This window comes from Streptomyces chartreusis (genome assembly GCF_008704715.1).
Classification (GTDB): domain Bacteria; phylum Actinomycetota; class Actinomycetes; order Streptomycetales; family Streptomycetaceae; genus Streptomyces; species Streptomyces chartreusis.
The window spans coordinates 8,563,712-8,577,914 of record NZ_CP023689.1 but is presented as its reverse complement, the minus strand read 5'-3'; the positions used below and the strand labels follow the sequence as shown (position 1 = coordinate 8,577,914).

The 14,203-nt window shown below is 72.8% G+C and carries 12 protein-coding genes; 3 read left to right on the top strand and 9 right to left on the bottom strand.

Going from position 1 to position 14,203, the window contains the following annotated elements; translation table 11 throughout:
• Window positions 1-38 precede the first annotated feature (38 nt).
• Window positions 39-1,436: an FAD-binding oxidoreductase gene (locus CP983_RS38020; protein WP_185843948.1), complete on the bottom strand. Its 1,398-nt coding sequence runs from the start codon at window positions 1,434-1,436 to the stop codon at window positions 39-41.
• A 230-nt stretch (window positions 1,437-1,666) separates the two neighbouring features.
• On the bottom strand, window positions 1,667-2,392 hold the full coding sequence (locus CP983_RS38015) for an ankyrin repeat domain-containing protein (protein WP_150504714.1): 726 nt from the start codon (window positions 2,390-2,392) through the stop codon (window positions 1,667-1,669).
• A gap of 347 nt (window positions 2,393-2,739) precedes the next feature.
• On the opposite strand from CP983_RS38015, the gene CP983_RS38010 reads away from it, so the two are divergent.
• From CP983_RS38010 to CP983_RS38000, 3 genes are read left to right on the top strand one after another with little or no spacing between them, the layout of a single operon-like run.
• The gene (locus CP983_RS38010; protein ID WP_150504712.1) at window positions 2,740-3,798 is read left to right on the top strand and encodes a FecCD family ABC transporter permease; all 1,059 of its coding nucleotides are present in this window, start codon (window positions 2,740-2,742) and stop codon (window positions 3,796-3,798) included.
• A 2-nt stretch (window positions 3,799-3,800) separates the two neighbouring features.
• Window positions 3,801-4,583, top strand: coding sequence for an ABC transporter ATP-binding protein (locus CP983_RS38005; protein ID WP_150504710.1), 783 nt, complete (start codon window positions 3,801-3,803; stop codon window positions 4,581-4,583).
• On the top strand, window positions 4,568-5,572 hold the full coding sequence (locus CP983_RS38000) for an ABC transporter substrate-binding protein (RefSeq protein ID WP_150504708.1): 1,005 nt from the start codon (window positions 4,568-4,570) through the stop codon (window positions 5,570-5,572). Before CP983_RS38005 ends, CP983_RS38000 begins: the two co-directional genes overlap by 16 nt.
• Window positions 5,573-5,576: 4 nt before the next feature.
• Here CP983_RS38000 and CP983_RS37995 read toward each other — a convergent pair whose 3' ends face one another.
• The 7 genes from CP983_RS37995 to CP983_RS37965 form a co-directional block, all read right to left on the bottom strand.
• Complete coding sequence (locus CP983_RS37995; protein WP_150504706.1) at window positions 5,577-6,509, bottom strand: L-tyrosine/L-tryptophan isonitrile synthase family protein; 933 nt, start codon at window positions 6,507-6,509, stop codon at window positions 5,577-5,579.
• Between the two features lie 100 nt (window positions 6,510-6,609).
• On the bottom strand, window positions 6,610-7,854 hold the full coding sequence (locus CP983_RS37990) for a cytochrome P450 family protein (protein WP_150504704.1): 1,245 nt from the start codon (window positions 7,852-7,854) through the stop codon (window positions 6,610-6,612).
• 15 nt (window positions 7,855-7,869) lie between these two features.
• Window positions 7,870-9,696, bottom strand: a complete 1,827-nt coding sequence (gene asnB, locus CP983_RS37985; protein WP_150504702.1) for an asparagine synthase (glutamine-hydrolyzing) — start codon at window positions 9,694-9,696, stop codon at window positions 7,870-7,872.
• A gap of 13 nt (window positions 9,697-9,709) precedes the next feature.
• A complete protein-coding gene (locus tag CP983_RS37980) occupies window positions 9,710-11,062 on the bottom strand; it encodes an MFS transporter (RefSeq protein ID WP_229914839.1) in 1,353 nt (450 codons plus the stop codon).
• A 133-nt stretch (window positions 11,063-11,195) separates the two neighbouring features.
• On the bottom strand, window positions 11,196-11,987 hold the full coding sequence (locus CP983_RS37975) for an ABC transporter ATP-binding protein (RefSeq protein WP_150504700.1): 792 nt from the start codon (window positions 11,985-11,987) through the stop codon (window positions 11,196-11,198).
• Window positions 11,988-12,006: 19 nt separating this feature from the next.
• A complete protein-coding gene (locus tag CP983_RS37970; protein ID WP_150504698.1) occupies window positions 12,007-13,089 on the bottom strand; it encodes a FecCD family ABC transporter permease in 1,083 nt (360 codons plus the stop codon).
• Window positions 13,090-13,091: 2 nt separating this feature from the next.
• Complete coding sequence (locus tag CP983_RS37965; protein ID WP_150504696.1) at window positions 13,092-14,153, bottom strand: ABC transporter substrate-binding protein; 1,062 nt, start codon at window positions 14,151-14,153, stop codon at window positions 13,092-13,094.
• Between the last annotated feature and the right edge of the window lie 50 nt (window positions 14,154-14,203).

Here is a 14,203-nt window from a genome sequence, read left to right as displayed (position 1 = left end):
CAGGCGGTGTTGCCGGGTGAACGAAGGGGCGGGGGACGTCAGCCGGTGGCCGGCGGGATGTTCTGGTTGGCGTGGAAGAAGTTGTCCGGGTCGTAGGTGTGCTTGATCGCGGCCAGCCGGTCGTAGTGGCCGCGGTAGGTCGCGCGGACGCGGTCCGTGCTCTCACCCTCGCCGATGAAGTTGATGTAGGAGCCGCCCATCGAGTACGGGTGCAGATCGGTCCAGTAGTCGACGCTCCACTGCTTGATCGCCTCGGCGTTGGCGGGATCCGGGTCGACGCCCGCGATCACCGCGGACCAGACGGCGTCCCGGTAGGCCCAGGCCGTGTCTTCGGTGCCGAGCTGGTGGGCCGCGCCGTCCACGGGATACAGGTGCATCAGCGACAGGTCGCTGGGGAGGTTCTCGCCGTACTTGTGGTGGACGTCGATCGCCGCGTCGGAGACCGCGTCGAAGAAGTCGCCGCGCCAGTACCACTGGTAGCCCTTCGGGATCAGTTCGTCGAACATGCCCTGGAGGGCGGGGTAGGGCATGGGCGTGGCGAAGTGGAAGGCGGGCGGCGCCGGTTCGGTCACCGGGGCGATCGCCCGTTCCATGCTGTCGTCCGTCAGGTCGCCGGTGTAGCACCAGATGACACCGCACATCTTCTGCCCGTGGATCGACTCGGGGAACGGCGGTCCCGGTGGGATGGTGAACAGGGTGAAGAAGCCGTTGAGGTCCTGCGGTGCGGCGGGCAGGAACTCCCGGTACCAGCGCAGCACTTCGGGTGTGCGGTCGACCGGCCACACCGTGGCCGCGACGCCGACAGTGTCGACCGGGTGCAGCCGGAAGGTGAACGAGGTGACGACGCCGAAGTTCCCGCCGCCGCCCCGCAGCGCCCAGAGCAGGTCGGGGTGCTCGTCCTCGGTCGCGGTGACGAAGGTTCCGTCGGCGAGGACCACGTCGGCGGCCGCCAGGCTGTCGATGGTGAGGCCGTACCTGCGGGTCAGGTGGCCGTGGCCGCCGCCGAGGGTGAGGCCGGCGACGCCCGTCATCGAGATGATTCCGGTCGGCACGGCCAGGCCGAAGGTGTGGGTCGCGTGGTCGAGGTCGCCCAGCTGGGCGCCGCCGGCGACCTGCGCGGTGCCGTTGGCCGGGTCCACGCGTACCCCGCGCATGGTGGACAGGTCGAGGACGAGCGCGTCGTCGACCATGCACAGACCGGGTCCGCTGTGGCCGCCGCCGCGCACCGCGAGCTCGACGCCGGTGTCCCTGGCGGCGGCGATCACGGTCCGTACGTCCGCGACGTCCACGCACTGCGCGATGGCCGCGGGACGCCGGTCGATCATGGCGTTGTAGAGCGCGCGTGCCTCGTCGTAGCCCGGGTCGTGCGCCGTGATCACGGGTCCCCGCAGCCCCTCGCGCAGACCTTCCAGTGCTGTTCCGTTGATGCCGCCCATGGCCGGGCTCCCCTGTGTCAGGACGCTGAGCCGCGGACGGATGACGGCGCCTGACGTCCGGGCGGGCTGCGGGGGCGTGGTGCGCGGATCCGTTCGCACCTCGTGTCGATGTATCGATGTTCTGATGTACCGATGTGTCGATACGCGGCAGGGCGGAACCGCCCCGCCGTGTCCCAGTCTTCACCCCTCGGTGGGCGCCCGCACGTCGGAGGCGCGGCCCGAACCCGGCGTCAGACCAACTCCTGGGCGGACTTCGCCCCCTGTTCGCGCAGCCAGGTCACAAGCGTGTGGTGGCCCTCGCGGTGGGCGGCGTCCAGTGCGGTCAGCCGGTCGTAGCCGATCCAGTTGACGTCACCGCCCCGTCGCAGCAGGTAGTCGGCGATGCCCTGCTGCCCGCCGTGGCAGGCGCACCACAGCGCGGCGGTGACGTCCTCGGCGCCGGGGCGGTCGGTGTCGGAGATGAAGCGGGCGGCGACGCGGTCGGCTTCGCCGAGGGCCGCGGCCTGCCACAGGGTGGTGCGGGCGCCGCGCTCCAGCAGGCGTCGCGCGCAGTTCCACTGTCCGAAGGCGACCGCGTCGGCGAGCGGTGTGCCGTCGCCGATGACGCCGCCGTCGGCCTCGATGTCCGCGCCGAGGTCGAGCAGGGCGTCCAGGACGGGCACGTCGTCGCAGCTGGCGGCCCAGTGCAGCGGGGTCTCGCGGTGCGCGCCGGTGAAGCGGGCGTTCACGTCCGCGCCGGCGGCGACGAGCGCGCCGACGGTCCGGGGCCCGTCGGGCAGGTGACCGGGCCAGTCGGTGGCGATGTGCAGCAGGGTCCGTGTCGTGCGCATGTTGCCCACTCGGGCCGTGGCCAGGCCCGGGTGCGCGGTCAGCAGGTCCGAAAGCGCCGCCGCGTTCCCGGTCCGGATGGCCTCCGTGACGGCCTGGGCCAGCGGGGCGTTCGTGTCGATCAGCATCTGGTCACCTCCCGGATCCTCACCTGGATAACACGGCGCACTGACAACGCCCGGCGCCCGCCCCTGCCCCACCGGCCCCGCGCCCCTGTCTGTTACGCTCCCGGGGCCTTCCGCGGGGGAAGTCCGGTGAGAATCCGGCGCTGACCCGCAACGGTGTGTGCGTGGACCCCCGTGGTCGTCGTGCGAGCCCGATCGCCCGTGGTTGGTGCGACCCGTTGACTGCTCGCCGCGGACTGCGAGAGGGGACCCCGCGCGACCGGCACGGTCGTCCGGGCCGGCTCCTGCTCGATGTTCACAGGCGGCCCCAGGCGAAGGACCGCCCGCCCGTGCACCGAAGTCCGCCACGGATGTCCCCTTCGGGATCCGGTACGGCCCGTCCTCCCGTCGTACCGCTCGTCCTCGGGCTGACGCTGCTGCTGCTCGTGTCGCTGGTGTGCGGCGTGGGGCTGGGGGCCGCCGGAATCGGATGGACGGACGTCTTCCGGCTGCTCGGGGCCGGGCTGACCGGCGGGACCCTGGATGCCGGGGATGCCGCCGCGTACACCATCGTCTGGGAGATCCGGCTGCCGCGTGTCGTGCTCGGCGCGGTCGTCGGGGCCGGGCTCGCGGCCGTCGGTGTCGCGGTGCAGGCGATGGTGCGCAACGCGCTCGCCGATCCGTTCGTGCTGGGCATCTCCTCCGGTGCCGCGGTGGGCGCCAACGCCGTGATCCTGCTGGGTGTGTTCGCGGGTCTGGGGGTCTGGGCGCTGTCCCTGTCGGCCTTCGCGTCGGCGCTCGCGGCGACCGCGCTGGTGTACGCCATGGCCCGGTCCCCGCACGGGCTCACCCCGCTGCGGCTGATCCTGACCGGGACGGCGCTGGCGTACGGCTTCGAGGCCGTCACCACCGTCATGGTGTTCGGCGCGGCCCGGGGTGAGGCGGCCCGGTCGGCGATCATGTGGCTGCTCGGGAGCCTGGGCGGCGCGACCTGGGTCCAGGTGCCGCTCGCGGCGGTGACCGTGGCGGCCGGGTGGGCGTGGCTGCGGCTGCGGGCCGAGTCGCTCAACGCCCTCGCCATGGGGGACGAGACGTCCGCCACGCTCGGCGTCCAACCTGCCCGGCTGCGCCGAGAGTTGTTCCTCGTCACGGCCGCCGTGACCGGGACCGTGGTCGCGGTCAGCGGGGCCATCGGGTTCGTGGGGCTGATGGTGCCGCACGTCGTGCGGATGCTGGTGGGCGCCGATCACCGGCGGGTGCTGGCCGTGGCGCCGCTCGCCGGGGCGGTGCTGCTGGTGTGGGCGGACCTGCTGTCCCGCCTTCTCCTCGCGCCCGCCGAACTGCCCGTCGGCGTGATCACGGCCGTCGTCGGGGTGCCCGCGTTCGTGCTGCTGATGCGGCGCGGCGGCTACGCGTTCGGAGGCCGGTGACCATGCGGCTCGACATCGAGGGCGTCACGGTCGAGGCGGCCGGGGCCCGGCTGGTCGACGACATCCGACTCGCCGTGGACAGCGGGGCGTTCGTCGGTCTCGTCGGCCCGAACGGCAGCGGCAAATCGACGCTGCTGCGCTGTGTGTACCGGGCGCTGCGGCCGGCCGCGGGCGTGGTGCGGCTCGACGGCGACGACGTGCACGCCATGGCGCCCCGGGACACCGCTCGGGCTCTGGCCGCGCTGCCTCAGGAGTCGTCGGCCGAGTTCGACTTCACCGTCGCCGAGGTCGTCGCCATGGGGCGGCTGCCGCACCCGGGCCGCACCGCGGCCTCCGACAGGGAGATCTGCGCCGGCGCCATGGAGCGCACCGGCGTCGGCCACCTGGCCGCGCGCGGATTCCTCGCCCTGTCCGGCGGCGAGAAGCAGCGCGTGCTCATCGCGCGGGCGCTCGCCCAGCAGCCGAAGGTGCTCGTCCTGGACGAGCCCACCAACCACCTCGACATCGCGCACCAGTTGGACGTGCTGTCCCTGGTGCGCTCCAGCGGCCTGACCGTGCTCGCCGCGCTGCACGACCTGAACCTGGCGGCCGCGCACTGCGACGTCCTGTACGTCGTCGCCGGCGGCCGGATCGTCGCGTCGGGACCGCCGCACGACGTCCTGCGACCCGATCTGCTCGCCGATGTCTTCGGGGTCCGTGCCCATCCGGTACGGCATCCGGCGACCGGCGCGGTCCAGCTCCTGTTCGACCTCCTCCCCCAAGGACCCACATGCGCAAGCTCCTAGCCACCGCCCTCTGCCTCGCCGCGACGGTCACCGCGACCGGCTGCGGGGCCACGGTGGAGAAGCCGGCGGACGCGAAGTCGTCCGCGGTCACCCTCACCAACTGCGGCCGGGAGGTGACGTACGACAAGGTGCCCGAGCGGGTGGTCACCAACGACGTCGGCATCACCGAGCTGATGTTCGCGCTCGGTCTGGAGGACCGCATGGCCGGGTTCGCGATGCCCGACGACAAGGGCGATCTGACGGGCGTGCCGTGGAAGGGCGGCTACGAGAGGGTGAAGTGGCTGTCGAAGGACCAGCTCACCAAGGAGAACGTCCTCGACGCCCGCGCCGACCTCGTCTTCGCCGGCTGGAACTACGGCTTCCGTGAGGAGGGCGGCTTCACGCCCGAAGCGCTGAAGAAGCTCGGCATCCCCTCGTACGTGCTGACCGAGTCCTGCCGCAACGGCCGCACGGAGAGCTCCCGCGGCATCATGGCGCCGCTGGACGCCCTGTCCGCCGACCTCACCAACCTCGGCAAGCTGTTCGGCGTCGAGAAGCGGGCCGCCGGGCTGATCGCCGACTTCAAGGAGCAGGTCGCCCAGGTGCGGGCGAAGGCGCCGACGGGTGCCGGGCGGCCGAAGGTGTTCCTGTACGACAGCGGACAGGACCAGCCCTTCACCTCGGGCCGCTTCGCCGCCCCGGAGCAGATCATCAGCGAGGCCGGCGGAACGAACGTCATGCGCGACGTCGCGGACTCGTGGACCACGGTGGGCTGGGAGACCGTCGTGGAGCGGGACCCGGACGTCATCGTGATCTGCGACTACGGCGATGTGAGCGCCGAGCAGAAGAGGAAGTTCCTGCTCTCCTACGGGCCGCTGCGCAACGTCTCCGCCGTCAGGCACAAGCGGATCTTCGTCCTGGACTACGTCGACCTGGTCGAGAGCCCCCGCAATCCGTCGGCGATCGCCCGGCTCGGCACGTACCTGCGGACGGTGGCCGGCCGGAGCTGAGCCGTCACACCCGCTCGAAGTGGCTCGGTCTGCCGTCCCGGTGGACCGGCCGGCCGAGCCGTCGCGCCCTGGCATGCGGCATGAGGGTCCAGCCGCCGTCGGCCTCGCGCAGGGCGACGGAGTGCCAGGGCGTCGTCCACACGTCGGGCGCGTCGAGCAGCCGGATGCCGAACTTGGCGGCGCCCACCGGCTGCGGGTGAATCGACAGGCGTACGGCGCGTGGATGGTGATCGGCGATGAGCCGGCCCCAGGCCCGGCTGCGCTGGATGACGCCGTACGCCCGTTTGCGGCACTCGCGTTGCAGGGCGGAGCGGCTGCCGGTGAACCCGGTGGTGTCCTCGACAAGGAAGCGGGTGATGCCCCGGTACAGGGCGAGGGTCTGCGCGTCGGTGCGGACCTCGGCGCGCAGGGCGTCCGGGGTGGGGGCGTAGCGGTCGTGGACGTGGGCGCGCTTGGTGTCGTGCGGGAGGTCGCCCAGGACGTCGCGCAGGTCGAAGACGGAGAGGCGGCGCAGGTCCGACTCCCGGATCAGGGCGCGCAGTTCGTCGGCGTAGGCGTCGATGTGCTCGTCGGGGACGCGGATCAGGTCGCCGAAGACATGGCCGTCGGAGCAGATGACGACGTGCGCGCCGGGTGCGTGGATCTCCTCGATCCCGGCGCACAGGGCGTCGAGGAAGGCGAGGGAGAGCCGTTCGCCCATGTCCGGGAGGTGGCCCAGGGTCTTGGCCGGGTTGGGTGACTTGCAGGGGAAGCCGGGCAGGGTGAGGACGACCGGAGCGTCCTCGCGGACGAAGTCGGCGATCCGGCGCAGTTGATGGGGGAACGCCTCGGCCGTGGCGTGGGAGGGGTCCGTCGTGCGGTGGTGGGCGAGGAGCAGGTCCATGATCCTCGCGGCGGTGGTTCGGGGGAGGGTGTCCGGTGCGGTCGTCAGCGGCATGTCGTTCCTCCACGGGGATGCGGGCATGGCGGGATGGCGCCTCGGCGGGCGGCCGGGCGCGGTCGGTCGAGGTGGGTGGGTCAGGGGGCGGGCCGGAGTGTCACAGCCGTCGGTCGTAGCCCACGGGCAGGCGGTGCGTGCCGCGGCCCAGGACGGCAGGGATCCAGTCGAGGTCCTCGTCCCTGAGGGCGAGGTGCAGGCCGGGCAGGCGGGCCAGCAATGTGCCGAGGGCGACGCGGAGTTCGGCGCGGGCGAGGGCGGCGCCGGGGCAGAAGTGGATGCCGTGCCCGAAGGCGAGGTGGGGGTTGGGGCTGCGGTCGAGGTCGAGGGTGTCGGGGTCGGGGAAGCGGCGCGGGTCGCGGTTGGCGGCGCACAGGGAGACGATCACGGAGTCCCCGGCCGGTACCTCGGTGCCGTGCAGGTCGCTGTCACGGTCGAAGAAGCGCCAGGTGGTGAGCTCGAAGGCGCTGTCGTGGCGCAGGAGTTCCTCGACGGCGCGGGGCATCAGGGCGGGGTCGTCGCGCAGCCGGGCGAGCTGTTCGGGGTGTCGGAACAGGGCGATCAGGGCTGTGGTGATCTGGTTGGTGACCGGTTCCTGGCCCGCGACCAGCAGCTGGAAGATGATCGAGTCGAGCTCTTCCTGGGACAGTTCACCCTGGTCACGGGCCGCGACGAGGCGGCGGAGCAGATCGCCGTCCCCGTGCTCCCGCTTGTGGGCGACGACCTCGGCGATATAGCTCTGGAGGCCGTGCAGCCGGGCTTCGTACCGGGGCCGTCCCGGGTCCGCCGGCCCGACCGGCTGGACGACCTTGCCCCAGTCGCGGTCGAAGCGTCCCGCCAACTCCTGCGGCAGGCCGATGACTTCGGCGAGCACTCGGAAGGGGAAGTGGGCGGCGAATCCGGCGACGAGGTCGGCGGGCCCGTGTTCCGGGAGGGCGTCGACGAGCGTGTCGGCCAGCTCCTGGAGGCGCGGTGTCAGCGCCTCGACGCGGCGCGGTGTGAAGGCGTCCGTGATGAGGCGCCGCATGTGCGTGTGCTTCGGCGGGTCCTGGTGCAGTAGATGGACCTGGAGCTGGGAGTGCTGCGGCTCGGGCATGATCGAGGCGCGCTCGCGCCAGCCGTCGTTGCCCCGGTCGTGGTTCTTGCCGAGCCGGTCGTCGTTCAGCGCGGCGTGGGCGGCGTCATACCCGGTGACGAGCCAGGCCCGCACCCCGCTGGGGAAGAGGACCCGGTGGACGGGACCGGCTTCCCGCATCCGCTCGTACAGCGGATAGGGGTCGGCCTTGTACGGGCAGCCCATCAACGGCACCGGGTCGGTGAGCGGCTGCGGTTCCTGGACGGTCATGGGTGGTGGCGCTCCTCAGAGGGCGAGTTCGGGCCGGTGGTGGTCCAGCCACAGGGCGAGGTCGACGACGCGTTCGAGGCGGAGGCGGTGGCCCCACTCCAGCTGTTCCGGCGGGATGTCGAGGCAGGGCTTGATGCGGGACTCGTCGGCGAGGGCCCGGACCTGTTCGACGGACAGGGCGTCACGGGCCAGGTCCTGAAGTCCGCGGTTGTAGTCGGGGTGGTGGGTGGCCGGGTAGTGGTTCTTGGGGCGGTGCAGCACGGAGGCGGGGGCGAGTCCCGCTCCGGCGGCGCGCAGCAGGCTCTTCTCCCGGCCGTCGAAGCTCTTCAGCGCCCAGGGCACGTCGAAGGCGTACTGGACGAGCCGGTGGTCGCAGTACGGGACGCGGACCTCCAGCCCCCGGGCCATGCTCAACCGGTCCTTGCGGTGCAGGAGTTGGCGCAGCCAGCGGGTCAGTGAGAGGTGCTGCATCTCGCGCTGCCGGTGCTCGACGGGGCTCTCGCCGTCGAGGTGGGGCACGGCGGCCAGCGCGGTGCGGTAGGTGTCGTCGCGGAACTCGCCGATGCGCAGGCCGAGTTCGGGGTTGAGCGGCATGGCGGCCTCGTCGCCGGTGACCAGCAGCCAGGGAAAGGTGTCGGCGGCGAGCGCCCTGGGGTTGTGGAACCAGGGGTAGCCGCCGAAGACCTCGTCGGCGGCCTCCCCGGACAGGGCAACGGTGGAGTGCCGCCTTATCTCCCCGAACAGCAGGTACAGCGAGGTGTCCATGTCGCCGACGCCGATCGGTGAGTCGCGGGCCACGACGACGGCCCTGCGGTGCTCGGGGTCGAGCAGGGCGCGCGGATCCAGTACGACGGTGCTGTGGTCGGTGCCGATGAACGCGCCCGCCTCGACGGCGTACGGGGTGTCGTGGCCGGTGCGCAGGATGTCGCCGGTGAAGTGCTCGGCCTGGTCGCTGTAGTCGACGGCGTAGGAGCGGATCCGGGCGTCCGGGCCCTCGCGCAGCCGGAGTTCGTCGGCGAGGAGGGCGGTCAGGACGGTGGAGTCGATGCCGCCGGAGAGCAGGCTGCACAGCGGGACGTCGGCCTCCAGCTGATTGCGGGCGGCCGCGCCGACCAGCTCGCCGATCCGCTCGACGGTGGTGTCCCGGTCGTCCTCGTGCGTGCCGGCCTCCAGCTGCCAGTAGCGGCGTTCGCGAATGCCGTCGCGGTCGAGGACGAGCAGGCCGCCCGGCTCCACCTCCCGTACGCCGGACCATACGGTCGGCCCGGTGTTGAACAGCAGGCTGTACGCTTCCCGGAGCCCGTCCGCGTCCACCCGGGGCCGCAACTCGGGGTGCCGGAAGAGGGCCTTGGGCTCGGAGGCGAAGGCCAGACCGCCGTCGACGGCCGCCCAGAACAGCGGTTTGACGCCGAGCCGGTCACGGACGAGGAGCAGCCGCTGGGCGTGCTCGTCCCAGACGGCGAACGCGAACATGCCGTCCAGGTGGTCGGCGAGCCCGTCGCCCCATTCCTCGTAGGCCCGCAGCACGACCTCGGTGTCGCTGCGGGTGCGGAACCGGTGTCCGCGGCCGCGGAGTTCGGCGCGCAGCTCGTGATGGTTGTAGACCTCTCCGCTGTAGCCCAGGACGGCCGTGGGAGCGTGCGGCCGGTCGGTCATAGGCTGTGCGCCGCCTTCGAGGTCGATGACGGCCAGCCGGCGGTGGCCGATCGCGGCCCGCTCCCCCAGCCACACGCCGCCGGCGTCGGGGCCGCGCGGGGACAGCTCGGCGGTCATGGCCTCGATGACCGGGGCCTGGGTGCCGGCGTCGTGGTGGAACGACGCCCAGCCGGTGATTCCGCACATCGGAACTCCTGGATCAGTTCGGGACGGTGTCGGTGGCCTGCTCGGGCACGGAGGCGCCGGGCCGGCCGGGCGGCGCGAGCAGGGGTACGGCGAGGCAGGCGGCCACGGCGGCGAGGATCAGCCCGGCCCGCGCGCCGTCGCCGGTCCCGGCCAGGGCCCACGCCGTGGTGGCGAGGGCGGGGCCGAGGGTGAAGCCGAGGCTGCGGGCGACCTGGACCGTGGAGCCGACGGTGGCGATGCGCCGCGGCGGGGCCGCGGCCATGACCAGGGCCTGTGTCGGGCCGCCGTTCAGCCCCATGCCGAAGCCGGCCAGCGCGAGCCGCCAGGCCACGTCCGGCGGGGACCAGTCGTCGCCGAGGGGGATCAGCAGCAGGAGGCCGGCAGCGGTGAGGGCGGCACCGGTGACCGCGAGGGGCCGCAGGCCGTACCGGTCCGCGAGCCGGCCGCCGAGCGGTCCGGCCAGCCCCATGCCGAGCGGGAAGGCGAGCACGGTCAGGCCGGTCGTGGTGGCGCTGACGCCCTTGTCCTGCTGGAGGTGCAGGGCGACGACGTAGTGCATGGCGGCGAACGCGGCCGCCAGTGCGAGGACCGCGCCGTGCGCCCGGAACAACCCCGCCGCGCGCAGGACTCCGGTCACCGGACGGCCACCGGGCCCGCGCAGCCACCACCACAGCGGCATCAGCGAGGCGAGCGCGAGCAGAGCCCACGGCGGACTGCCGGTTCCGGCAGTGAGGGCGAGCAGCAACGCGGCCAACCCACCGCCGACGAGCAGCGTGTCGGCGAAGAACCGCCGGTCCGGGGCGCGCAACGGGCCGTCGTCGGGCATCGCCCGCCAGGCCAGCACAAGGGCGAGCAGGCAGACCGGGAGCTTGACCAGGAAGACCCAGCGCCAGCCGAGGTGGTCCACGAGCAGCCCGCCGACCGCCGGTCCCGTCATGGCGCCGAGCGGGCCGAGCGTCGCGGGCACGCTCATCGCCCGACCGCGGACCTCGGGGCGCACGGCCCTGATCACCAGCACCGGCATCAGCACGAACAGCACCGCCGCGCACACGCCCTGCCCGATGCGGGCCGCCGTCAGCCAGACCGCCCACGGAGCCAGGGCGGCCAGCGCGCCGCAGGTCGCGAAGCCGGCAGTCGCCGTCAGCAGCGCGGGCCGTGTGCCGGCGCCGTCCAGCCAGCGGCCGACCGGCAACAGCAGGGCGACGACCGGGAGTTGGTAGCCGAGCACCGCCCATTGCGCCGTCGCGTCCGAGACACGCAGTCCCGTGGAGATGTCGGCCAGCGCCACGTTGACGATGTTCATGTCGAGCATGGCCACGAACGACAGCGCGCCCGCGACGGCCACGAGAACCCAGCGGTCCCTCACCTCGCGCCCCCTCCCTCTCCTGGCCGCCCGCCGTTCGGCGGCCTCACTTCCAGAGGTCGGGGGCACAGAGGGCCCAGTTCCCGGATTTGGCCGGAAATATGAAGAATGCGGAGTCCGGTCTCGTACTGCGGTGTCAGGGCGCGCCGATGTCTGCCGCGGGGGCCCGGTGATCGAAGGCGATGAGCGGGTCGCCGGTCAGCGGATGGTCGACGACGGTCGCCCGTACGCCGAACACCTCGGCCAGCAAGGCCGGCCGCAGCACCTCGCGGGGCGGGCCGGAGGCGACCACCCGGCCGTCGTGCAGGACGTGCAGCCGGTCGCAGACGGAGGCCGCGGCGTTGAGGTCGTGCAGCGACACCAGGGTCGTCCGGCGTCCCGCCCGCAGCAGGGCGAGGAGTTCGACCTGGTGCCGGATGTCGAGGTGGTTGGTGGGCTCGTCCAGGACCAGGACGTCCGGCTGCTGGGCGAAGGCGCGGGCCAGCAGGACGCGTTGGCGCTCCCCGCCGGACAGTTCCGTGAAGCGGCGCCCGGTGTGCCGCTCCATGCCGACGTCCGCGAGGGCGCGGGCGACGACGTCCCGGTCGGTGGTGTCCTCCCCGGCGAAGGCCCGCTTGTAGGGCGTACGGCCCATGGCGACGACCTCGCGCACGGTCAGCTCGAAGTCGCCGCCCCGCTCCTGCGGGAGTGCCGCGACATGGCGGGCCGCCTCGGCCGGGCTCAGCCGGCGCAGGTCGGCGCCGGACAGCAGGACCCGGCCGGCGGCCGGCTTCAGATGCCGGTACACGGTGCGCAGGAGTGTGGACTTGCCGCTGCCGTTCGGCCCGACGAGGCCGGTGATCTCGCCCTCGGCGGCGACCAGTTGGGCACCCGCCACGACCGTACGGCCGTCGTAGGCGACGTGCAGGTCCTCGATGTCGATCCTCAAGTCGTGCTCCCCGAGATCCTCAACTGCCGCTCCCCAGGCGCCGGTCCAGCAGATACAGCAGCGCCGGTGCCCCGATGAGGGACGTGACCACGCCGACGGGCAGCTCCTGGGTGTCCATGGCGACGCGGCACACGATGTCGACGACGACCAGCAGCAGCGCGCCGAACAGTGCCGAGACCGGCAGCAGGCGGCGGTGGTCACCGCCGACGATCAGGCGGCAGGCGTGCGGCACCATGAGCGCGACGAAGGCGATGGCGCCGGAGACGGCGACGAGCACGCCGGTCAACAGGCTGGTGAGGGTGAACAGTTCCCGGCGCAGCCGGGTGGCGTCGACGCCTAGGCCGGCCGCGGTCTCGTCGCCCATGATCAGCGCGTTCAGGCCCCGGGCACGGGCCTGGAGCCACACCAGGGTGACGGGTACGGCGACGGCGGGGGCGGCGAGCAGCGGCCAGCTCGCGCCGCTCAGACTGCCCATGAGCCAGAACAGGACGCTGTGGGTCTGCTGCTCGTCGCCCGCCTGGAGCACCAGATAGCTGGTGAACCCCGACAGGAACTGCCCGATCGCCACGCCCGCCAGCACCAGCCGCAGCGGAGCGAATCCGCCCCGGCGCCGGGCCACCGCCCACACCAGCGCGAAGGTGGCGAGGGCACCCGCGAACGCCGCGCCCGACAGTCCGAGCCCGAGCGTGCCGCCCGCGCCGAGGCCGAGCACGATCGCGGCGACCGCTCCGAGGGAGGCCCCGTTGGAGATGCCCAGGAAGTACGGGTCGGCCAGCGGGTTGCGCACGAGGGCCTGCATCGCCGTGCCGACGAGACCGAGGCCCGCGCCGACCAGTGCCGCCAACAGGGCGCGGGGCACCCGGAGTTGCCACACGATCAGGTCGTCGGTGCCGGGGCGCGGCGCCTGGCCGGACAGGCGCCGCAGTACGACGCCCCACACCTCGCCGGCCGGGATGTTCGTCGAGCCCCAGGACACGGCGGCGGTGAGGGCGGCGAGCAGCGCCAGGGTCAGGGTGACTGCCAGCGGCGCGGCGGGCACGCGCGTCCGTTGGCGCTCGTGCGGATCCGCCGCGCTCTTCCTGCGCACCAGGGTGTCGAGCACGGTCAGCCGACCTTGCCGGGGTACAGGGTCTTCGCGATCTGCTCGACGGTCTCGGCGTTGGCGACCCCGCCGATGGTGGTGCGCTCGGAGCCGATGCGCAGGAACCGGCCCTTCTCGACGGCCTTCAGGCCCTTGGTCGCGGAGTTCGTCTCCAGCCACCTGCGGGCCTCGTCGTAGGCCTTGTCGTTGGCGGCCTCGCTGCCCCGATCGCGCACCGCGAGCTGGATCCAGTCCGGGTTCTTCGCGATCACGTCCTCCCAGCCGACCTGCTTGTAGTCACCGTCGCAGTCGGCGAAGACGTTGCGTGCCCCGGCCAGCGTGATGACGGCGTTGGCGACCTGGCGGTTGCAGACGGCCATGGGCTGCTTGGTGCCGGCGTCGTAGTCGAAGAAGAAGTACGTGGGCCGCTTCCGCTCGGGCGTGCCGCCGACCGCCTTGTGGACGGCGTCCACCTTCTGCTTCATGCCGGCGACGAGTTCCGCGGCCCGGGCGCTGGTGCCGGTGACGGCGCCGAGTGAGGTGATGTCGTCCTCGACGGCGGACAGGTCGGTGACCGGGCTCTTGCTCTGAGCCGCGCACGCCGTGGACTTGAGGAAGATGTGCTGGATGCCGGCGGCCTTGAACTCGGCCTCGGTCGGCGCGTCCCCCATGCCGCCGCCCATGTTCATCGACGCGAAGGTGTCGATGTACAGGTCGGCGCCGGAGCCGAGCAGCTTCTCCTTCGGGATCACGGTCTCGCTGAGGACCTTCACCTGCCGGGCCTGCGCGTCGAGTTCGTCCGGCAGGGTGCCCCTGCCCGGCGGGAAGCCGGTGCCGACCACCTTGTCCCCGGCGCCGAGCCGGAGCAGCAGTTCGAGGCTGGAGGCGTTGCTGGTGACGATGCGCTTCGGGGTCGCGGTGAAGGTGGTCTCGGCGCCCGCGCAGTCGGTGACGGTGACCGGGTCCGCGGAGTCGCCCTTGCCGGCGGCGGCGCTCGCCTTCTCGTCGCTCCCGCTTCCGCAGCCGGTCGCCAGCAGGCCGCCGAGCACCGCGGCCGTCATGGCCCGCCCCACACGAGAACGCATCGAAAACTCCCCTGATCCACTGGTCGCACGGGGCGGATCTCCGCCGCCCG

Coding starts and splice junctions, on each gene's coding strand:
- CP983_RS38020 (WP_185843948.1), bottom strand. CDS start 1,436: ATGGGCGGCATCAACGGAACAGCACTGGAAGGTCTGCGCGAGGGGCTG.
- CP983_RS38015 (WP_150504714.1), bottom strand. CDS start 2,392: ATGCTGATCGACACGAACGCCCCGCTGGCCCAGGCCGTCACGGAGGCC.
- CP983_RS38010 (WP_150504712.1), top strand. CDS start 2,740: ATGTCCCCTTCGGGATCCGGTACGGCCCGTCCTCCCGTCGTACCGCTC.
- CP983_RS38005 (WP_150504710.1), top strand. CDS start 3,801: ATGCGGCTCGACATCGAGGGCGTCACGGTCGAGGCGGCCGGGGCCCGG.
- CP983_RS38000 (WP_150504708.1), top strand. CDS start 4,568: ATGCGCAAGCTCCTAGCCACCGCCCTCTGCCTCGCCGCGACGGTCACC.
- CP983_RS37995 (WP_150504706.1), bottom strand. CDS start 6,509: ATGCCGCTGACGACCGCACCGGACACCCTCCCCCGAACCACCGCCGCG.
- CP983_RS37990 (WP_150504704.1), bottom strand. CDS start 7,854: ATGACCGTCCAGGAACCGCAGCCGCTCACCGACCCGGTGCCGTTGATG.
- asnB (WP_150504702.1), bottom strand. CDS start 9,696: ATGTGCGGAATCACCGGCTGGGCGTCGTTCCACCACGACGCCGGCACC.
- CP983_RS37965 (WP_150504696.1), bottom strand. CDS start 14,153: ATGCGTTCTCGTGTGGGGCGGGCCATGACGGCCGCGGTGCTCGGCGGC.